The sequence below is a fragment of the Rhizobacter terrae genome (assembly GCF_003852895.1).
Taxonomy (GTDB): domain Bacteria; phylum Pseudomonadota; class Gammaproteobacteria; order Burkholderiales; family Burkholderiaceae_C; genus Albitalea; species Albitalea terrae.
The window spans coordinates 250,908-270,926 of the sequence record NZ_QUSW01000003.1 but is presented as its reverse complement, the minus strand read 5'-3'; the positions used below and the strand labels follow the sequence as shown (position 1 = coordinate 270,926).

The 20,019-nt window shown below is 66.3% G+C and carries 18 protein-coding genes; 10 read left to right on the top strand and 8 right to left on the bottom strand.

The features are described 5' to 3' along the window. The first annotated feature begins 46 nt into the window (after nt 1-46). Nucleotides 47-841: an N-formylglutamate deformylase gene (gene hutG / locus DZC73_RS12725; RefSeq protein ID WP_124540626.1), complete on the top strand. Its 795-nt coding sequence runs from the start codon at nt 47-49 to the stop codon at nt 839-841. Here the strand turns inward: hutG and hutI are convergent. The 4 genes from hutI to hutU are packed head-to-tail and all read right to left on the bottom strand — an operon-like array spanning nt 800 to nt 5,737. After that, nucleotides 800-2,014: an imidazolonepropionase gene (hutI, locus tag DZC73_RS12720; protein ID WP_124540625.1), complete on the bottom strand. Its 1,215-nt coding sequence runs from the start codon at nt 2,012-2,014 to the stop codon at nt 800-802. The two genes, hutG and hutI, sit on opposite strands and share 42 nt — an antisense overlap. After that, nucleotides 2,014-3,405: a formimidoylglutamate deiminase gene (locus tag DZC73_RS12715; RefSeq protein WP_124540624.1), complete on the bottom strand. Its 1,392-nt coding sequence runs from the start codon at nt 3,403-3,405 to the stop codon at nt 2,014-2,016. Before DZC73_RS12715 ends, hutI begins: the two co-directional genes overlap by 1 nt. Beyond that, entirely contained in the window at nt 3,402-4,001 is a 600-nt protein-coding gene (locus tag DZC73_RS12710; protein ID WP_235835110.1) for a HutD/Ves family protein, read from the bottom strand. Before DZC73_RS12710 ends, DZC73_RS12715 begins: the two co-directional genes overlap by 4 nt. Before the next feature lie 5 nt (nt 4,002-4,006). Then, entirely contained in the window at nt 4,007-5,737 is a 1,731-nt protein-coding gene (hutU, locus tag DZC73_RS12705; protein WP_124540623.1) for a urocanate hydratase, read from the bottom strand. A gap of 246 nt (nt 5,738-5,983) precedes the next feature. Between hutU and DZC73_RS12700 the strand changes: the two genes are divergently transcribed. Further along, nucleotides 5,984-6,229 (top strand): hypothetical protein, encoded by a 246-nt coding sequence (locus tag DZC73_RS12700; protein WP_124540622.1) that lies wholly within the window; start codon nt 5,984-5,986, stop codon nt 6,227-6,229. A gap of 127 nt (nt 6,230-6,356) precedes the next feature. On the opposite strand, the gene DZC73_RS12695 is transcribed toward DZC73_RS12700, so the two are convergent. The 4 genes from DZC73_RS12695 to DZC73_RS12680 form a co-directional block, all read right to left on the bottom strand. Then, on the bottom strand, nt 6,357-8,222 hold the full coding sequence (locus DZC73_RS12695; protein ID WP_124540621.1) for a phosphoenolpyruvate carboxykinase (GTP): 1,866 nt from the start codon (nt 8,220-8,222) through the stop codon (nt 6,357-6,359). Nucleotides 8,223-8,619: 397 nt separating this feature from the next. Beyond that, the gene (locus DZC73_RS12690; RefSeq protein ID WP_124540620.1) at nt 8,620-9,306 is read right to left on the bottom strand and encodes a PadR family transcriptional regulator; all 687 of its coding nucleotides are present in this window, start codon (nt 9,304-9,306) and stop codon (nt 8,620-8,622) included. A gap of 123 nt (nt 9,307-9,429) precedes the next feature. Then, nucleotides 9,430-10,932 (bottom strand): glycerol kinase GlpK, encoded by a 1,503-nt coding sequence (gene glpK / locus DZC73_RS12685; protein WP_124540619.1) that lies wholly within the window; start codon nt 10,930-10,932, stop codon nt 9,430-9,432. A gap of 16 nt (nt 10,933-10,948) precedes the next feature. Next, entirely contained in the window at nt 10,949-11,716 is a 768-nt protein-coding gene (locus DZC73_RS12680; RefSeq protein ID WP_124540618.1) for a DeoR/GlpR family DNA-binding transcription regulator, read from the bottom strand. Between the two features lie 221 nt (nt 11,717-11,937). Here DZC73_RS12680 and glpD point away from each other — a divergent pair, with 221 nt between their 5' ends. The 8 genes from glpD (at nt 11,938) to DZC73_RS12640 (ending at nt 20,007) form a co-directional block, all read left to right on the top strand. Beyond that, nucleotides 11,938-13,497: a glycerol-3-phosphate dehydrogenase gene (glpD, locus tag DZC73_RS12675; RefSeq protein ID WP_235835109.1), complete on the top strand. Its 1,560-nt coding sequence runs from the start codon at nt 11,938-11,940 to the stop codon at nt 13,495-13,497. Then, nucleotides 13,488-14,558 carry an ABC transporter ATP-binding protein gene (locus tag DZC73_RS12670; RefSeq protein ID WP_124540617.1) on the top strand — a complete coding sequence of 357 codons (1,071 nt, stop codon included), beginning with the start codon at nt 13,488-13,490 and terminating at the stop codon, nt 14,556-14,558. Before glpD ends, DZC73_RS12670 begins: the two co-directional genes overlap by 10 nt. A 1-nt stretch (nt 14,559) precedes the next feature. After that, nucleotides 14,560-15,639, top strand: coding sequence for an ABC transporter ATP-binding protein (locus tag DZC73_RS12665; RefSeq protein ID WP_124540616.1), 1,080 nt, complete (start codon nt 14,560-14,562; stop codon nt 15,637-15,639). Beyond that, nucleotides 15,636-16,520, top strand: a complete 885-nt coding sequence (locus DZC73_RS12660; protein WP_124540615.1) for a carbohydrate ABC transporter permease — start codon at nt 15,636-15,638, stop codon at nt 16,518-16,520. The genes DZC73_RS12665 and DZC73_RS12660 overlap by 4 nt, the downstream gene beginning before the upstream one ends. Then, complete coding sequence (locus DZC73_RS12655; protein WP_124540614.1) at nt 16,513-17,325, top strand: carbohydrate ABC transporter permease; 813 nt, start codon at nt 16,513-16,515, stop codon at nt 17,323-17,325. Before DZC73_RS12660 ends, DZC73_RS12655 begins: the two co-directional genes overlap by 8 nt. A 10-nt stretch (nt 17,326-17,335) precedes the next feature. Continuing rightward, nucleotides 17,336-17,644, top strand: a complete 309-nt coding sequence (locus DZC73_RS12650; RefSeq protein WP_124540613.1) for a DUF2160 domain-containing protein — start codon at nt 17,336-17,338, stop codon at nt 17,642-17,644. A gap of 86 nt (nt 17,645-17,730) precedes the next feature. Then, nucleotides 17,731-19,464: an ABC transporter substrate-binding protein gene (locus DZC73_RS12645; RefSeq protein WP_124540612.1), complete on the top strand. Its 1,734-nt coding sequence runs from the start codon at nt 17,731-17,733 to the stop codon at nt 19,462-19,464. Between the two features lie 207 nt (nt 19,465-19,671). Further along, nucleotides 19,672-20,007: a hypothetical protein gene (locus DZC73_RS12640; RefSeq protein WP_124540611.1), complete on the top strand. Its 336-nt coding sequence runs from the start codon at nt 19,672-19,674 to the stop codon at nt 20,005-20,007. Nucleotides 20,008-20,019 lie beyond the last annotated feature (12 nt).

Genomic DNA, 20,019 nt, shown 5'->3' with positions numbered 1-20,019 from the left:
TACACTTTCGCATTGCGTTTCAAAGCTGTCTAGACCACTTTCCATCATGGCTTCCGACGCCTGTGTGCTCACCCCCGGCACCATCCCCTTGCTGGTGTCCTTCCCGCATGCGGGCACCGAGATTCCGGCGAGTATCGCGCGGCGCATGACGGACGCCGCCTTGCTGCGTGCGGATACCGACTGGCACCTCCCGCGGCTCTATGACTTCGTGCGGGAGATGGGCGCGAGCACCCTGGTGCCCCGGTATTCGCGCTACGTCATCGACCTGAACCGCCCACCGGAAGACACCAACCTCTACCCCGGGCAGGACACGACCGGCCTCGTGCCCATCGACACCTTCCGCAAGGAGCCGCTGTACCGCGATGGCGAGCTGCCCGATGCGCAGGAGATCGAGCAGCGCCGCCGTGACTGCTGGCAGCCTTACCACGATGCCTTGCGCGCCGAGCTCGACCGCCTTCGGGCCGCGCACGGCGTGGCCGTGCTGTGGGATGCGCATTCCATCTCCAGTGTGCTGCCCCGCTTTTTCGAGGGGCGCTTGCCCGACCTGAACCTGGGCACCGCCGAAGGGCGCTCGTGCTCGCCGAAGGTCCAGGCCGCGGCCGAAGCGGTGCTGAAGTCGCAAAGCCTGTTCTCGCACGTCAGCAACGGCCGCTTCAAGGGCGGCCACATCACCCGGCACTACGGCGAACCCTCGCGCAACATCCACGCGCTGCAGATGGAGATGTGCCACGCCACCTACATGGACGAGCCGCCGCCCTTCGCCTACCGCGACGACCTGGCGCCGCGGGTGCAGCCGGTGCTACAGCGCATGCTCCAGGCCGTGGTGGAAGCGGCCCGCTAGCGGGCTGCCGGCGATCGCGTAGGCCAGCTCGGCGGGCTGGTCGACGTTCCACAGGCACAGGTCGGCCCACTTGCCGACTTCGATGGTGCCGTGCGTGGCCTGCAGGCCCAGCGCCTTCGCCGCATGCCGCGTCACGCCCAGCAGCGCCTCGGCCGGCGTCATGCGGAACAGGGTGCAGGCCATGTTCATCATCAGCGGCAGGTGCGTACACGGGCTGGTGCCGGGGTTGCAATCGGTGGAGACGGCCATGGGCACGCGGTGCCGGCGCAGCAGGTCGATGGGCGGGAGCTTGGTGTCGCGAAGGAAGTAGAAGGCGCCGGGCAGCATCACGGCGACGGTGCCGGCCTTCGCCATGGCGGCGATGCCCGCTTCATCGAGATGCTCCAGGTGATCGGCGGAGAGGCCGCCATATTCCGCCACCAATGCGGCGCCATGCTGGTTCGACAGCTGCTCTGCATGCAGCTTCACCGGCAGGCCGGCGGCCTGGGCGGCATCGAAGACGCGGCGCGTCTGCTGCGGCGAGAAGCCAATGGTCTCGCAGAAGGCATCGATGGCATCGGCCAGGCCCTGCCGCTTCGCCTCGGGAATGATGCGCTGTACGACCTCGTCGATGTAGGCGTCGGCCTGCCCGTCGAACTCCGGCGGCACGGCGTGCGCGGCCAGCAGTGTGGTGCGCACCTCGATGGGAAAGCGTTCACCCAGCAGGCGCGCCACGCGCAGGCACTTCAGTTCATGGTCCAGCGACAGGCCGTAGCCGGACTTGATCTCCACGGTGGTGACGCCGTGGCGCATCAGCTCCTTGAGACGACGGGCCGAGGCGAGAAAGAGGGCACGCTCGTCCGCCTCGCGTGTGAGCTTGACGGTGGAGCGGATGCCGCCGCCGGCTCGTGCGATCTCTTCGTAGCTGGCGCCGCGAAGACGCAGGTCGAACTCGCGGGCGCGGTCGCCGGCGTAGACGAGGTGGGTGTGGCAATCGATGAAGCCCGGCGTGAGCAGGCTGCCGTCGCCGTCGCGGTCCTTCGCGGCAGCGTGGATCGTCGCGTCGAGGTCTTGCATGAGGCCGATGCAGGCGATGCGCCCGTCATGCACGCCGAGGAAGCTCGGCGCCGAGGCGATGCAGTCATCGCCGACGGCATCGACGATGCGCACGTTGCGGATCAGCAGGTCCAGCATCAAGCCTCCGCGAGCAGCTTTGATCGTGCGGCCACGAAGGCCGATCGTGCCGTGTCGCCGATCTGGTGCAGGCCGTCTGCCACCCGACGGCGCCCACTCACCCACACCTCCCGCACGTGGGTCTGCGCATGCCGCGCGAAGACATGGCTCGCCAGCATCTGCGCCGGTGAGAGGCCGTGCATGGTGCCTCCGGCGTCGAGCACCACGAAGTCGGCCCGCTGCCCGGCGGCCAGCCCGGCGATGGGCCGCGCGCTGGCCTGCGCGCCGCCCTTCACGGCGTTCATCCACAGGTGCTGCGCGACGTCCGGCATCGAGGAGGAGGCCATCACGTTGCGCCGCTGAAGCGCGAGGCGTTGCGAGTATTCGAGCAGCCGCAGCTCCTCGGCGACATCGACGCAGGCATGGCTGTCCGAGCCGATGCCCCAGATGCCGTTGGCATGAGCAAATGCCGCGGCAGGAAACACGCCGTCGCCCAGGTTGGCTTCGGTGCTCGGACACAGCCCGGCGACGGCGCGGCTCGCCGCCATGGCTTTCAATTCCGTTTCGTCCACGTGCGTGGCGTGCACGAGGCACCAGCGGTCGTCCACCTCGGCGTGGTCCAAGAGCCACTGCACGGGCCGCTGTCCGCTCCAGGCGAGACAGTCATCGACCTCCTTCTGCTGCTCGGCGATGTGGATGTGGACCGGCGCCTTGGCATCCATTGCATGCAGGCCGTCGACGGCATGGGCCAGCGCATCGGGCGGCACGGCCCGCAGCGAGTGCGGCGCGATGCCCACGCTGGCGTCGCTGTCGTGCAGGCGCTCCACGATGCGCAGCAGCGCGTCCACGTCGTTGATGAATCGGCGCTGGCCGTCCAGCGGCGGCTTGCCGCCGAATCCGCTCGTCTGGTAGAGCACGGGGAGCAAGGTCAGGCCGATGCCTGCACGCCGGGCCGCAGCGCTGATGCGCAAGGCCATTTCCGCCGGCTCGAAGTATGGCTTGCCCTGCGCATCGTGGTGCACGTAGTGGAACTCGCACACCGAGGTGTAGCCCGCGCGCAGCATCTCCACGTAGAGGTGGGTCGCGATGTCCTCCAGCAGTTCTGGCGTGAGCGCTGCGGCGAATCGGTACATGCGGTCGCGCCAGCTCCAGAAGCTGTCGCTCGGGTTGGCCTGGTACTCGGTGAGACCGGCAAAAGCGCGCTGGAAGGCGTGCGAGTGCAGGTTGGGCATGCCCGGCAGCACGGGGCCGGGTGCGCGCCGCACGCCGTTGATGCCGGCCGCACCAGGGGTCACCCCCACCAGCGTGCCGGCGGGATTCCACACCAGCAGCACGTCGCTCGCCCAGCCGTGTTCCAGCAGCGCATGCGGCGCGATGAGGGCGTGCTGCGTGTCAATGCGGGCAGTGCTCATGGCATCGCATCCTGGCACAGCGGCCTCAATTGCACGAGCAGCAATGTGGCGGCGAAGGAAGGGGCAATGTGCAGTGCGGGCGCATCGTGCCGCCAGAGCGCGGCCTGGCCGGATTGCAGGTTGCGGGGTGCATCGCCCGGCATGCTGATGGTGGCCTCGCCGCTGCGGCAAAGCAGCAGCGCGGCGGCGCAGGCAGAGGCGTCGTGCGTGTCGGACAGCGGCGTCACGTCGGCTCGCCAGCGGCCGCGCCGCGTCATCACATTGAAGTCGCTGCTCGGGCCGTCGATCAGCGTTGCATGCAAGGCGGCATCGCCGGAAAAATGGAAGGGTTCCAGCGGCTCGCCCAGCCGCTGGTCGAGCCGTCCGTCCTCGGAACGCAGGTGCATGCCGGCGCCGCGCAGCAGCACGATGCAGCGGTCCACATCGGGAAAGGCAGAGAAGGGCGCATCCGCAGCCACTTCGGCCAGGCTCATGCGCCACTCGAAGTCGTCCATGCCGGCATCACGCGGGTGCACGGCCAGCTCGCGCGTGCGGCCCGCGCCGTTCTTCCAGGGGCGAGGCTCGATGCGCTCGAGCGTGATGATCTCCGGCGCCACGCGCGTCAGCGGCCGATCATCGGCAGGTTCAGGCCCTGCGCCTTCGCGGTCTTCACCGCGAGCTCGTAGCCGGCGTCCGCGTGGCGCATCACGCCCGAGCCGCTGTCGTTGACCAGCACGCGCGCCAGGCGCTTCGCGGCGGCATCGGTGCCGTCAGCCACGATGACCATGCCCGAGTGCTGCGAGTAGCCCATGCCCACGCCACCGCCGTGGTGCAGCGACACCCAGGTCGCGCCGCCCGCGCAGTTGAGCAGCGCGTTCAGGAGCGGCCAGTCGGAGACGGCGTCCGTGCCGTCCTTCATGCCTTCGGTCTCGCGGTTGGGGCTGGCCACCGAGCCGGTGTCCAGGTGGTCGCGGCCGATCACGATCGGTGCCTTCAGCTCGCCGCTCTTGACCATCTCGTTGAATGCCAGGCCCGCGAGGTGCCGCTCGCCCAGACCCAGCCAGCAGATGCGCGCCGGCAGGCCCTGGAAGGCGATGCGCTGGCCGGCCATGTCCAGCCAGCGGTGCACGTGGTGGTTGTCGGGGAAGAGTTCCTTGATCTTCGCGTCCGTCTTGCGGATGTCTTCCGGGTCACCCGACAGCGCGACCCAGCGGAACGGCCCCTTGCCTTCGCAGAACAGCGGGCGGATGTAGGCCGGCACGAAGCCGGGGAAGTCGAAGGCGTTCTTCACGCCCTGGTCGAAGGCGACCTGGCGGATGTTGTTGCCGTAGTCGACGGTGGGCACGCCCATCGAATGGAAGTCGAGCATGGCCTGCACGTGGATGGCGCAGGACTTGGCGGCTGCCTCCTTCAGGCTGTCGTGCTGCGACGGATCCTTCTGCGCATCGCGCCATTGCTGCACGGTCCAGCCGATGGGCAGGTAGCCGTTGATGAGGTCGTGCGCCGAGGTCTGGTCGGTGACGATGTCCGGCTTGAGTCCACCCGCCTTGGCGCGCTTGACGAGTTCGGGCAATACCTCGGCCGCGTTGCCGAGCAGGCCGATGGAGACGGCTTCCTTGCGGCTCGTGTGGTGCGCGATGAGCGCGAGCGCGTCGTCGAGGTCCTTGGCCTGCTTGTCGAGATAGCGGGTGCGCAGGCGGAAGTCGATGCTCGACTGCTGGCACTCGATGTTCAGCGACACCGCACCTGCAAAGGTCGCGGCCAGCGGCTGCGCACCGCCCATGCCACCCAGTCCCGCGGTGAGCACCCAGCGGCCGGCGAGGTCGCCGCCGAAATGCTGGCGGCCGGCCTCGGCGAAGGTCTCGTAGGTGCCCTGCACGATGCCCTGAGTGCCGATGTAGATCCACGAGCCGGCAGTCATCTGGCCGTACATGAAGAGGCCGCGGCGGTCGAGCTCGTTGAAGTGCTCCCAGTTCGCCCACTTCGGCACGAGGTTGGAGTTGGCCAGCAGCACGCGTGGCGCATCGGGATGTGTCTTGAATACGCCCACCGGCTTGCCCGACTGGATCAGCAGCGATTCGTCGTCATTGAGCTCGCGCAGGCATTCGAGGATGCGATCGAACGACGCCCAGTCGCGCGCGGCGCGCCCGATGCCGCCGTACACGACCAGTTCCTCCGGCCGCTCGGCCACGCCGGGGTCGAGGTTGTTCTGGATCATGCGGAAGGCCGCTTCGGTCAGCCACGACTTGCAGTGCAGCGTGCTGCCATGCGGCGCCTTGACCACGCGTCCTGGCGCGCTGCGTGCGGCTTGGGTGGCGGTGCTGGCGATCTGGGAGATGTCGTTGGAGTGCATGGACTGCCTTGTGCTGGAAGGGGCGAAGCGAGTGTTCTGCAAAGTGGTCTAGACCACTTTCGCCAGCATGCGTGAAGACTCCGGCGCCGTCAACCCGGGAGGATCCGGCTGGAAGGGGTTCGCCGGCCGCCGGCGGGCGATATGCGGCAAATGCATGGGAAGTGCCAAATCCGTCATTTGCATGATCTCGGGGTTTACCCTATAGTTCGTGCTACGGGTTAACCCGTACTTCAAGGAAAGAAAGCCATGAGCACCACCGTCACCCTGCAAAGCACCCTGCGCACCAGCGCCCCGCGCCTCGCCCAGCCGTTCGGCACGGCGATCGCCGGCGTCGTCGCCGCGGTCGCGGCATGGATGCGGCCCCGCAACGAAAGCCCGGCAGAAGCTGCCGCCCGCCTTCGTGCACTTGCCAGCCAGTACAGCTCGCAACCCAGCTTCGCCGCTGACCTGCGCGCCGCCGCTGACCGTCACGAGCAAGAGAATGGCCTGTGATCCTGAAGATCTGGCAATGAGCGTGTACTCACGTTCATTGACTTGATCCAGGATACAGAGTGGCCGCCCAGCCCAAGAAAAAGCCCGCACGAAGCGGGCTTTGTCGTTTTTGCGCTGGCCTTTTTGATCAGGCGTTCAGGCGCGCCTCGATCTTGGCCTTGGTCTCGATCAGCTCGGCCGGCAGGTGGTAGGACAGCTGCTGGAACAGCTCGCCGTGCAGGTCCAGCTCCGCCTTCCATGCCGCCTTGTCGATGCTGGTCACCTGGTCGAACTGGGCCGACGTGAAGTTCAGGCCCGTCCAGGTGATGTTCTCGTACTGGGGCGTCACGCCGAAGACGTTCTCCACACCCTCGCCGCGACCTTCGACGCGGTCGAGCATCCACTTCAGCACGCGCATGTTCTCGCCGTAGCCGGGCCAGACGAACTTGCCGTCGTCGCCCTTGCGGAACCAGTTCACGCAGTAGATGCGCGGCAGGCGGGAGCCCTTGGCTTCCAGCTTCTTGCCCAGGTTCAGCCAGTGCTGGAAGTAGTCGGCCATGTTGTAGCCGATGAAAGGCAGCATCGCGAACGGGTCGCGGCGCACCACGCCTTGCTGGCCGGCAGCGGCGGCGGTGGTCTCCGAGCCCATGGTCGCGGCCATGTAGACGCCTTCGACCCAGTTGCGGGCTTCCGTCACCAGCGGCACGGTGGTGGAGCGGCGGCCGCCGAAGATGAAGGCATCGATGGCCACACCGGCCGGGTTGTCCCACTCGGGATCCAGCGCCGGATTGTTGGTGGCGGCCACGGTGAAGCGGGCGTTCGGGTGGGCGGCCTTGGCACCGGTTTCCTTCGCGAGGGCTGGCGTCCAGTCCTTGCCTTGCCAGTCGATCAGGTGCGCAGGCGGCGTGTCGGTCATGCCTTCCCACCACACATCGCCATCGTCGGTCATGGCCACGTTCGTGAAGATCACGTCGCGCTTGAGGCTGGCCATGCAGTTGAAATTGGTCTTCTCGTTCGTGCCCGGGGCCACGCCGAAGTAGCCGGCCTCGGGGTTGATGGCGTACAGGCGGCCATCGGCACCCGGCTTGATCCAGGCGATGTCGTCGCCGATGGTCGTGACTTTCCAGCCTTGGAAGCCGGCCGGCGGAATCAGCATCGCGAAGTTGGTCTTGCCGCAAGCGCTGGGGAAGGCGGCGGCGACGTGGTGCTTGCGCCCTTCGGGGCTGGTCACGCCCAGCACCAGCATGTGCTCGGCCAGCCAGCCCAGGTCGCGGCCCATGGTACTGGCAATGCGCAGCGCGAAGCACTTCTTGCCCAGCAGCGCGTTGCCGCCGTAACCCGAGCCATAGCTCCAGATCTCGCGGGTCTCGGGGTAGTGGACGATGTACTTGGTGCTGTTGCAGGGCCAGGAGACATCCTTCTGGCCCGGCTCCAGCGGCGCGCCCACCGTGTGCACGCAGGGGACGAACTCGCCGTCGGCGCCCAGCACGTCCAGCACGCCCTTGCCCATGCGGGTCATGATCTTCATGTTGACGGCCACGTACGGGCTGTCGGACAGCTCCACGCCGATGTGGGCGATGGGCGAGCCCAGCGGGCCCATGCTGAACGGCACGACGTACAGGGTGCGGCCGCGCATGGCGCCCCTGAAGAGGGCCTTGTCACCGGTCTGCAGCAGCTCGCGCATGTCGGCGGGCGCCATCCAGTTGTTGGTGGGGCCAGCGTCTTCCTTCTTCTCGGAGCAGATGAAGGTGCGGTCTTCCACGCGCGCCACATCGCTCGGGCTGGAGCAGGCCAGGTAGCTGTTGGGGCGCAGCTCGGGGTTGAGCTTCTTGAAGGTGCCGGCTGCCACGAGCTGGGCGCACAGGCGGTTGTATTCCTCGGTGGAGCCGTCGCACCAGTAGACCTCGCGGGCCTCGGTGAGCGCCGCGACCTGCGCGACCCACTCGACGAGTCGGGCATGGCGAACGTAGGCAGGCGTGTTCAGGCGCAACCCTTCCAGCACGGGACGGTTCATGGCGATTCCAATCATCAAAGTCAAAAAAGCGGGATTGGGAAAGCCTTGTCGCTGTCGCGGCGCCTGCTGTCGGGCGCCCCTTCAAGACTTTCCCAATGCCGCTTCGGGCTGACGGCCATCGATTGGATTACCGCCAGTTACCGGTGTTCCGTGCCTTCATCGGGCCCGTCCCACCTCGTGAATCGATTGTCTTCTCAGTGTAATTTGGCCGTAACCACCGGGTTTCGGGGGGTCATGCAGATCTGGCATGGTTCCATGCATGGGCCGGCTCCAAACTTTCAGGTGGCTGTCAGCCGAGGAGAGACGCTTGCTCATCTTTAGCAAGCGGCAGGCCCGAAAAACAAAAGCCCCGGAGGGACGATCCGGGGCTGTTTTGCTCAGCGGCTTGGAAACCGCGCTAGGCGCCTTCCTTGCGGCCTCGGCGGATCTCCTCGATGGCCCGGCGAAGAATCTCGGCCACGCGCCGCTGGTCGGCTTCGTCGCCCACTTCCCGGATGGCAGAGCGCACGGCATGGATCGCGTCATGCAGTTCGTCGATGAATCCGCGCCGCCCGCGCCCGCGTGGGTCGAAACCGGCTTCGTCCTCGCTGCCGAACGCGTCGCGCACACGCTCCATGCGCGCGCCGATCCAGGCGAGTTGCTGCAGCATGGCGTCGACGGCGGCGCGGTGTTCGTCCAGGTGGCTCAGGCCTGCCACCGTCACCGAATAGAGCTTCTTCGTGCCCTCGGCGTCCACGCTGGCCAGGCCGGTCTCCTCCAGGTAGCTCAGCGCCGGGTAGACCATGCCGGGGCTGGGCACGTAAAAGCCCTTGGAGCGCTCGTCGAGTTCCTTGATCAGCTCATAGCCGTGGCGCGGCTTCTCGGCCAGCAAGGCAAGGATGAGCAACTGCAGGTCGCCCGAGCTGATCTTGCGGCCGGCGCCGAAACCGGCCATGGAGGCATCGCCGCCGAAGCCCCCGTGCCGTCCGAAGCCAAACCCGTGGCCGTGCCGGCCGTGGCGCCCGAAGTGATGGTCATGGCGGTGGCCGTGCCGATGGTGGTGGTGCGGCAGGTCGAAGCCGCAGCGTCGCAGGAAGTCGTGCATGATGAACCTTTCAAGGTATCGTTGGATGTATCGTACGATATATCTACAGGCACCAAAATGAAAAGGGCCGGCATGCACTTTGTCCGGCGCGCGGCATCGGCGCGCCGTCCTGCGGGAAAGGCGTCAGGCAGCGACGGTCTGCCGCACGGCGTGTTCCCAGCGCTGCATCAGTTCGTGTGCCCGGTCGCGCGGCATGGTGGGATGGAAGCGTCGCTCCACCTTCCATTGCGCGGCCAGCTCGCCGAGGTTGGCGTACACGCCGCTGCTCAGGCCCGCGAGGTAGGCGGCGCCGAGCGCCGTGGTCTCGATCACCTGCGGCCGGACCACCGGAATGCCCAGCAGATCGGCCTGGAACTGCATCAGCAGGTTGTTCACGCAAGCACCGCCATCCACGCGCAGCTCGCTCACGGGCGAGCCGCCTGCCGCGACGGCATCGCGGCTCATGGCGCTGAGCAAGGCGGCGCTCTGGAAGGCGATGCTCTCCAGCGCCGCCCGCGCGATGTGCGCCACCGTGCTGCCGCGCGTGAGGCCGACGATGGCGCCGCGGGCATCGGCATTCCAGTACGGCGCCCCCAGGCCGGTGAAGGCCGGCACGAACATCACGCCGCCGCTGTCGGGCACGGTCTCGGCCAGGTTCTGCACCTCGCCGCTGCCCTTGATGGCGCGCAGCCCATCGCGCAGCCATTGCACCACCGCGCCGCCAATGAACACGCTGCCCTCGAGCGCGAACTCGGGTTGGGCAGTGGGCTGCGCAGCGCTCGTGGTGATGAGCCCGTTGGTCGATGTCTGGAACTGCGCGCCGGTGTGCATCAGCATGAAGCAGCCGGTGCCGTAGGTGTTCTTCGCGAGCCCGGCCTGGAAGCAGGCCTGGCCGAACAATGCGCTCTGCTGGTCGCCCGCCACGCCGCCGATGGGCACCGATGCGCCCAGCAACTCAGCGCGCGACTGTCCATAGACGTGGCTGGACGGATACACCGCCGGCAGCACCTCGCGCGGGATGTCGAGGATCTTCAGGAGCTCCTCGTCCCAGGTGTTGCTGCGCACGTTCAGCAGCAGCGTGCGCGATGCATTGCTCACGTCGGTGGCATGCACCTGTCCGCCGGTCAGGTGCCACATCAGCCACGAGTCGACGGTGCCGAAGGCCAGTTCGCCCCGTGCTGCGGCCTCGCGCGCACCTTTCACGTGGTCGAAGATCCACTTGAGCTTGGTGCCGGAGAAGTACGCGTCGATGATGAGCCCGGTCTTCTCGCGGAACAACGCCTCCAGCCCTTGCTCGCGCAACGATGCGCAGGTCGGCTCCGCGCGCCGGTCCTGCCACACGATGGCGTTGTGGATGGGCTCGCCCGTGCGGCGGTTCCACACCACCGTCGTCTCGCGCTGGTTGGTGATGCCGATGGATGCGATCTGCTGCGCAGTGAGGCCAGCCTTGGCCAGCGCATCCTTCGCGGTGGCCAGCTGCGTGTCCCAGATCTCCTTCGGGTCGTGCTCCACCCAGCCCGGCTGCGGATAGATCTGCCGGAATTCGCGCTGGCTCATGGCCACGATCTGCCCCTGCCGGTCGAACACGATGCTGCGCGAGCTGGAAGTACCCTGGTCCAGGGCGAGGAGGTATTGCTTGTCGGCCATGGCTGGAGCGCCTCGATCAGGAATCGCTGATGGTCAGTTGCACGCCTGCGTCATGCAGCAGGCTGGGGAAGGGCGAGGTGGGGTGCGCGTCCGTGAACAGCCGGTCGATCTGGCTGAGCTGCGCGAGCTCCACCATCGCGGGCCGGTTGAACTTGCTGTGGTCGGCCGCCAGCCACACCTCGCGCGAGTGCTCGATGATGGCTCGCGCCACGTTCACCTCGCGGTAGTCGAAGTCGCGCAGCGTGCCGTCGGACTCGATGCCCGAGATGCCGATGAGGCCGATGTCCACCTTGAACTGCTTGATGAAGTCCACCGTGACTTCGCCCACGATGCCGCGGTCGCGCGAGCGCACCACGCCGCCGGCGACGATGACCTCGCACTCGGGGTTGTCCGACAGGATGGCCGCCACGTTCAGGTTGTTCGTGATGACGCGCAAGCCCTTGTGGTGCAGCAGCTCGCGCGCGATCGCCTCGGTGGTCGTGCCGATGTTGATGATGAGCGAGCAGCCGTGAGGCACGGCCTTCGCCACCTGCCTCGCGATGCGCTGCTTGCCGCTCTCGTTGAGCTGCTGCCGCTGCCTGTAGGCGATGTTCTCGATGGTCGAGCTGGGCAGGCGCACGCCGCCGTGGAAACGCGCCAAAAGGCCTGCATCCGAAAGCAATTTGACATCGCGACGAACCGTTTGAAGGGTCACGCCGAACTGGTCCGACAAAGCCTCCACGGACACCGAGCCGCGAGCACGCACCTCGTCCAGGAGCAAGGATTGGCGCGGATTGGGTGTCATTCAAGCGACATGTTCTGAGTGCGCATGGCGGGCAGCATAGCGAGCGAATCAGGGAAATCCATGGTGGATTGCGAGCTTGCAATTCGTTCGCTTCTGCGATAAAACGAAAAAAGAAGAACACGAAACGAACGAAAACGAACATCTCGGGATGTTCGTTTCTTTTTGACCTCCTGAGGAGTGATTGGTTGAATCAGCCCCGGCATCCCGGCTGGAGTCCTGAGGTGTCGTCCGTCGACGCCCTGGTGGTGGGCGGCGGCATCAATGGCGCCGGCATCGCACGCGACCTCGCGGGGCGAGGCCTGTCCGTGCTCCTGTGCGAGAAGGACGATCTTGCGCAGCACACGTCGTCGGCATCCACGAAGCTGATCCACGGTGGCCTGCGCTACCTGGAGTACTACGAGTTCTCGCTGGTGCGCAAGGCGCTGGCCGAGCGCGAGGTGCTGCTCAAGAGTGCGCCGCACATCATGCGGCCCATGCGCTTCGTCATGCCGCACGATCCCGGCATGCGCCCGGTGTGGATGATCCGTGCGGGCCTCTTCCTGTACGACCACCTGGCCCGCCGCGAAGTGCTGGCCGGCTCGAACACGGTCAAGCTGCATGAGCACCCGAGCGGCGCGCCGCTCAAGCCGGGGTTCACGCGCGGCTTCGAGTATTCGGACGGCTGGGTGGACGATGCGCGCCTGGTGGTGCTCAACGCCATCGACGCGGCCACCCACGGTGCCGAGGTGCTCACGCGCTGGCGCTGCATCGATGCGCAGCGCGGCGACACGCATTGGCGGGCGACGCTTCGCAACGAGGTGACGGGCGACCAGCGTGTGGTTTCGGCACGCTCGCTGGTGAATGCAGCGGGGCCGTGGACCGGCCAGTTCCTCGCCGAGCATGCGCACGTGCGCGACCCGAAGTCGCTGCGCCTGGTCAAGGGCAGCCACATCGTGGTGCCCAAGCTCTTCGACCACGACTACGCCTACATTTTCCAGAACACCGACCGCCGCATCATCTTCGCGATTCCCTACGAAGGCGAGTTCACGCTGATCGGCACGACCGACGTGGAGCACGACGGTGCCGTCGGCGAAGCGCGCATCGACGCCGGCGAAACGCAGTACCTGTGCGAGCAGGCGAGCCGCTATTTCGCCCGCGCCATCACGCCGGCCGACGTGGTGTGGAGCTACTCCGGCGTGCGCCCGCTGCTGGATGACGACTCGGGCGATCCGTCCGCCGTGACGCGCGACTACCTGCTGGACCTGGACACCGCACAAGCGCCGCTGATGTCGGTGTGGGGCGGCAAGATCACCACCTTCCGCAAGCTGGCCGAGGAGGCCGCCGACAGGCTCGCGCCATCGCTCGGCGCCAAGCGTGGCGCCTGGACGCGCCATGCCTACCTGCCCGGTGGCGACCTGGGCCCGTGGATCGGCGCGGCCCAGCGGCCCGACACCGACATCCAGCGCTTCACGCAGGCGCTGGCCGCGCGGCACCCGGACGTCGACCCGACGCTGATCCGTCGCCTGGCGCGCAACTACGGCGCGCGGGCCGACCTGCTGCTGAAGAACGGCCTGGGCCCGCTCGTGGTGCCCGGCCTTCATGAGGCGGAGCTTCGCTACCTGCACCAGCACGAGTGGGCGCGCAGCGCCGACGACGTGCTGTGGCGGCGCACCAAGCTCGGCTTGCATCTGGATGCCGCGCAACGCGCGGCGGTGGCGCAGTGGTGCGAATCGAATTGGGAACCCATGGCCGCACAGACGGCTGGCGCCGGAAAGGCACGTTCGGAGATGACATGGAACTGATGCTTGAACGCATCGAAAAACAGGTGGGAGCGCAGACCCACCTGTACCCGATGGACCTCACGCTCGTCCCGCGCGCGGTGACGGTGTTGCTCGGCGCCACGCAGGCCGGCAAGACCTCGCTGATGCGCGTGATGGCAGGACTGGACGCGCCCACCAAGGGCCGCGTGCTGGCCGACGGACAGGACGTCACCGGCAAGTCGGTGCGCGACCGCAACGTGTCCATGGTCTACCAGCAATTCATCAACTACCCGTCCATGACGGTGGCCGACAACATCGCTTCGCCGCTGAAGCTGCGCGGCGAGAAGGGCATCGCAGAACGCGTGGCGGAGCTGGCGAAGAAGCTTCACATCGAGCCCTTCCTCAAGCGGCTGCCGGCGGAACTGTCCGGCGGGCAGCAGCAGCGTGTGGCCCTGGCCCGGGCACTCGCGAAGAAGGCGCCGCTGATGCTGCTCGACGAGCCGCTGGTGAACCTGGACTACAAGCTGCGCGAGGAACTCCGAGAAGAGCTGTCGCAGCTGTTCGCGACGGGCGAATCCACGGTGGTCTATGCCACCACCGAGCCCACCGAGGCGTTGCTGCTGGGCGGCTACACCGCCGTGCTGGACCAGGGCGAACTGCTGCAGTACGGCCCGACGGCCGAGGTGTTCCACAAGCCCAAGTCGATCCGCGTGGCGCGCGCCTTCAGCGACCCGCCGATGAACCTGCTGCCGGGCACGGCGGCGTCCATCGGCGTCACGCTCCAAGCCGGCGTGAACCTGTCGGTGCCGCTGCCGGCGGCGAGCACGTCGGCCTTGACCATCGGCGTTCGCGCCAGCGCCCTGCGTGTCCACCAGCGCGAGGGTGACCTGGCGCTGCCCGGCAAGGTGGAGCTGGCCGAGATCTCCGGCTCCGACACCTTCGTCCACGTGGACACGGCCATCGGTGAACTGGTGGCCCAGCTCACCGGCGTACACCAGTTCAACCTGGCCGAGTCCATCACGCTGTACCTGAACCCGTCGCAGGTTTATGTGTTCGATGCCGCGGGCAACCTGCTCGTGGCCCCTTTCCTGGAGGCGCGCTGACATGGCCCGCATCGACCTCGACCTGGCGCACGCCTACAAGCCCAACCCGCAGCGCGACGAAGACTACGCGCTCCTGCCGCTGAAGATGAGCTTCGAGGACGGCGGCGCCTATGCGTTGCTCGGTCCCTCGGGCTGCGGCAAGACCACCATGCTCAACATCATCTCGGGCCTGGTGACACCTTCGCACGGCACGGTGAAGTTCGACGGCCGCGACGTCACCAGGCTCTCGCCGCAGGAACGCAACATCGCCCAGGTGTTCCAGTTCCCGGTGATCTACGACACCATGACCGTGGCCGAGAACCTCGCGTTTCCGCTGCGCAACCGGCGCGTGCCGGCCGACAAGATCAAGCAGCGCGTGGGCGCCATTGCCGAGATGCTGGAGATGAGCGGCCAGCTCAACACCCGCGCGGCCGGCCTCTCGGCCGATGCGAAGCAGAAGATCTCGCTGGGCCGTGGCCTGGTACGCGAGGACGTGAGTGCCGTGCTGTTCGACGAACCGCTCACCGTGATCGACCCGCACCTGAAGTGGCAGCTGCGCCGCAAGCTCAAGCAGATCCACCACGAGCTCAAGCTCACGCTGGTGTACGTGACCCACGACCAGGTGGAGGCGCTGACCTTCGCCGACAAGGTGGTGGTGATGACGCGCGGCCGGGCGGTGCAGGTGGGCACGGCGTCCGAGCTGTTCGAGCGCCCGCAGCACACCTTCGTGGGCAACTTCATCGGCTCGCCGGGCATGAACTTCCTGAAGGCGAAGGCGCAGGCCGACGGCATCGTCGTGGGCGGCCATCTGCTGCGCAGTGCGTCGCGGCCGCAGCTGCACGAGGCCGGGGAACTCACGCTGGGGGTGCGGCCCGAGTACGTGCAGCTCGCCCAGCCGAACCAGGCCGATGCACTGCCCGCCAAGGTACAGAAGGCGCAGGACATCGGCACGTACTGGCTGCTCACCGCCACCAGCGGCGACGCCGTCATTCGCGCCCGCCTCAGCCCCGAAGCCAGGACGCCGCAAGTCGGCGATGACGTGTGGCTCAACGTGCTGGGCAGCCACACCTGCTTTTACAAGAACGAGGAGTTGATCGCATGAAGCCGGTCAATCAGAAGGCCTGGTTCCTCATCCTCCCCGTCATCCTGTGCGTGGCCTTCTCGGCCATCCTGCCCCTGATGACGGTGGTGAACTATTCGGTGCAGGACATCATCTCTCCCGAGCGTCGCGTGTTCGTCGGCACCGAGTGGTTCAAGGCGGTGATGCGCGACGACGACCTGCAAGGCGCGCTGCTGCGGCAGATCACCTTCTCCTTCGCCGTGCTGCTGGTGGAGATCCCGATGGGCATCCTGCTCGCACTGTCCATGCCGGCCAAGGGCTGGAAGTCGTCGGCGGTGCTCGTGATCGTCGCGATCTCGCTGCTGATCCCGTGGAACGTGGTGGGCACCATCTGGCAGATCTTCGGGCGCACCGACATCGGCCTCATGGGCGCGGCGCTGAAGGGACTGGGCTTCGACTACAGCTACACCGGCAACGCCACGCACGCCTGGTTCACGGTGCTGCTGATGGACGTGTGGCACTGGACGCCGCTGGTCGCGCTGCTGTGCTATGCCGGCCTGCGCGCCATTCCGGATGCGTACTACCAGGCGGCCCGCATCGACGGCGCCAGCAAGCTCGCGGTGTTTCGCTTCATCCAACTGCCCAAGCTGCGCGGCGTGCTGATGATTGCCGTGCTGCTTCGATTCATGGACAGCTTCATGATCTACACCGAGCCCTTCGTGCTCACCGGTGGCGGCCCCGGCAATTCCACCACCTTCTTGTCGCAGTACCTCACGCAGAAGGCCGTCGGCCAGTTCGACCTCGGACCCGCCGCTGCGTTCTCGCTGATCTACTTCCTCATTATCTTGCTGCTGTGCTTCATCCTCTACAACTGGATGCAGCGCGTGGGCACCCAAGAGAAGACGGAGGCGGCCCATGGATAACCAGCGCTTCCAGAAGCGGGTCATCTTCCTGATCCTCTACCTCGTCTTCGCCATCCTGCCGGTGTACTGGATGGTCAACATGTCGTTCAAGACGAACGAGGAGATCCTTTCGACCTTCAGCCTGTTCCCGCAGCACTTCACCTGGGACCACTACAAGACGATCTTCACCGACGAGAGCTGGTACTCGGGCTACATCAACTCGATGATCTACGTGGCGATCAACACGGTCGTCTCGCTCATCGTCGCGCTGCCCGCGGCCTATGCGTTCTCGCGCTACAGCTTCCTGGGTGACAAGCACGTCTTCTTCTGGCTGCTGACCAACCGCATGACGCCGCCCGCGGTGTTCCTGCTGCCCTTCTTCCAGCTCTACACCACGCTGGGCCTGATGGACACGCACATCGCGGTGGCGCTCGCACACCTCTTGTTCAACGTGCCGCTGGCGGTGTGGATCCTCGAAGGCTTCATGAGCGGCATCCCGCGCGAGATCGACGAGACGGCCTACATCGACGGCTACTCGTTCCCGCGCTTCTTCCTGACGGTGTTCATTCCGCTGATCAAGGCCGGTGTGGGCGTGGCGGCGTTCTTCTGCTTCATGTTCAGCTGGGTGGAGCTCCTGATGGCCCGCACGTTGACGAGCGTGAACGCCAAGCCCATCGTCGCGACGATGACGCGCACCGTGAGCGCGTCAGGCATGGACTGGGGCGTGCTGGCCGCGGCTGGCGTGCTCACCATCGTGCCGGGCGCCATCGTCATCTGGTTCGTCCGCCACTACATCGCGAAGGGCTTCGCGATGGGCCGCGTCTGAGGAGAAAGCAATGTTCGACTGGATGGCCTGGACCCTGCCCGTGGCGGTCTTCTTCTCCTGCATCGTGCTCATGCTCGTCGGCATGACGGTGTGGGAGATCAAGTCGCCCACCACGATGCGCAAGGGCTTCCTGCCCATGGAAACCACCCGCGGCGACCGCCTGTTCATCGGCCTGCTCAGCGCGGCCTACGTGAACCTGATGTTCGTCGCACTCAGCGAAAAGATGGTCACCTGGTTCTCGCTGGACCAGGAACCGTCGGTGTGGATCAGTTTCGTCATCTCGATGCTCTTGCTCACCTTCATCCTGCGCAAGGGTTGACGCTTTACGAGAGAAAGGGGAGCCGGCTCTTCCTTCCCAGCCGGTTCGTCCAAGCGATGAAATGGGAAGCTCTTGAGGAGACACAAATGAAGTTGCGCGTGAATGCCGTCGCTTTCGCAGCAGCCGCTCTGGTCATGGGTCACGGCGCCTATGCAGGCGAGGCCGAAGCCAAGAAGTGGGTCGACAGCGAATTCCAGCCATCCACCTTGTCCAAGGACAAGCAGATGGCCGAGATGAAGTGGTTCATCGATGCCGCCAAGAAGCTGCAGGCCAAGGGCGTCAAGGAAATCTCGGTCGTGTCGGAGACGATCACGACGCACGAATACGAATCGAAGACGCTGGCCAAGGCCTTCGAGGAGATCACCGGCATCAAGGTCAAGCACGACATCATCCAGGAAGGTGACGTCGTCGAGAAGCTGCAGACCTCGATGCAGTCGGGCAAGTCCATCTATGACGGATGGATCAGCGACTCCGACCTCATCGGCACGCACTACCGCTACGGCAAGATCATGCCGCTGTCGGACTACATGGCCGGCGCCGGCAAGGAATTCACCAACCCCGGCCTGGACCTGAAGGACTTCATCGGCACGAGCTTCACCACCGCGCCGGACAAGAAGCTGTATCAGTTGCCTGACCAGCAGTTCGCCAACCTGTACTGGTTCCGCGCCGACCTGTTCGCCAAGAAGGACCTGCAGGACAAGTTCAAGGCCAAGTACGGCTATGACCTGGGCGTGCCGCTGAACTGGTCCGCCTACGAGGACATCGCCGAGTTCTTCACCAACGACGTGAAGACCGTCGACGGCAAGCCCATCTACGGCCACATGGACTACGGCAAGAAGGACCCGTCGCTGGGCTGGCGCTTCACCGATGCGTGGCTCTCGATGGCCGGCTCCGCCGACAAGGGCATTCCCAACGGCATGCCGGTGGACGAGTGGGGCATCCGCGTGGCCGACGACAAGTGCACGCCGGTGGGCGCCTCCGTGGCCCGCGGCGGCGCGACCAATTCGCCCGCTGCGGTCTACGCGCTGACCAAGTACGTGGACTGGATGAAGAAGTACGCGCCCAAGGAAGCCACCGGCATGACCTTCGGCGAGGCCGGCCCGGTGCCCGCGCAAGGCCAGATCGCGCAACAGATCTTCTGGTACACCGCCTTCACGGCCGACATGACCAAGAAGGGCCTGCCGGTGGTGAACGAGGACGGCACGCCCAAGTGGCGCATGGCCCCCGGCCCCAACGGCCCGTACTGGAAGCAGGGCATGCAGAACGGCTACCAGGACGTGGGCTCATGGACCTTCTTCAAGGACCACGACGCGAGCCGCACCGCGGCCGCCTGGCTGTACGCGCAGTTCGTGACCAGCAAGACCGTGTCGCTGAAGAAATCGATCACGGGCCTGACCTTCATCCGCGACTCGGACATCCACCACGAGTACTTCACGCAGAACGCGAACAAGTACGGTGGCCTGATCGAGTTCTACCGCAGCCCGGCCCGCGTGGCCTGGACGCCCACCGGCACCAACGTGCCCGACTACCCGAAGCTGGCACAGCTGTGGTGGAAGAACGTGGCGGTGGCGGTGACGGGTGAGAAGACCCCGCAGCAGGCCATGGACAACCTTGCCGACGAGATGGACCAGGTGATGGGCCGCCTCGAACGCGCCGGCATGGCCCATTGCGCGCCGAAACTCAATCCGAAGGGCGACCCGAACAAGTACCTCTCGGACAAGGGCGCGCCGTGGAAGAAGCTGGCCAACGAGAAGCCCAAGGGTGAAACCATCGCCTACGAAACCCTGCTCAACGCCTGGAAGAACGGCAAGGTCCGCTGAGCGTTTCTCTCCTGTTCTGTTCCTCAGGGAACCAGAAGTGAGCGGCTGTCATTGACCCGTGGCCGCTTTTGATGCCCCCAAGCGCTGTGAGCGCCTGGGGGCTTTTTCATGGGAGCAGGCCCGGCGGATCAGGGCAAGCCATTCAGATGATCTGGTTCATGGCGGCGCGCCTGCGTTACCCTCGCCCCTCACCCACGGAGGCACCCCATGAAAAACCTGCCCGCCCGCGAAAAGCTCGACCTGGCCGAGAAGGTCTCCATGTACCTCGTGCTGGCCGGCTCGCTGGACAAGAACTCGCCGATGGACGACTACGACCGGGCCAACGAGCTCAGCCTGGAGCTGGCGATGCTGCTGCCGGCCAACCTGTACCGGCAGATGGTGGAGGCGGCGGCGCACCCGAGCAGCAAGGTCAACCCCGCCTCGGTGGCCATTGCCATGCGCACCGAGCTGATCGCCCCTGACGAAGGCAACCTGGTGGCCGAACAAGTCGCCTTCCACGCGCCGGGTGCGCAGATGGAGCGTCCCAAGGGCAAGGCTCACTGAGTGTCCCGTGCG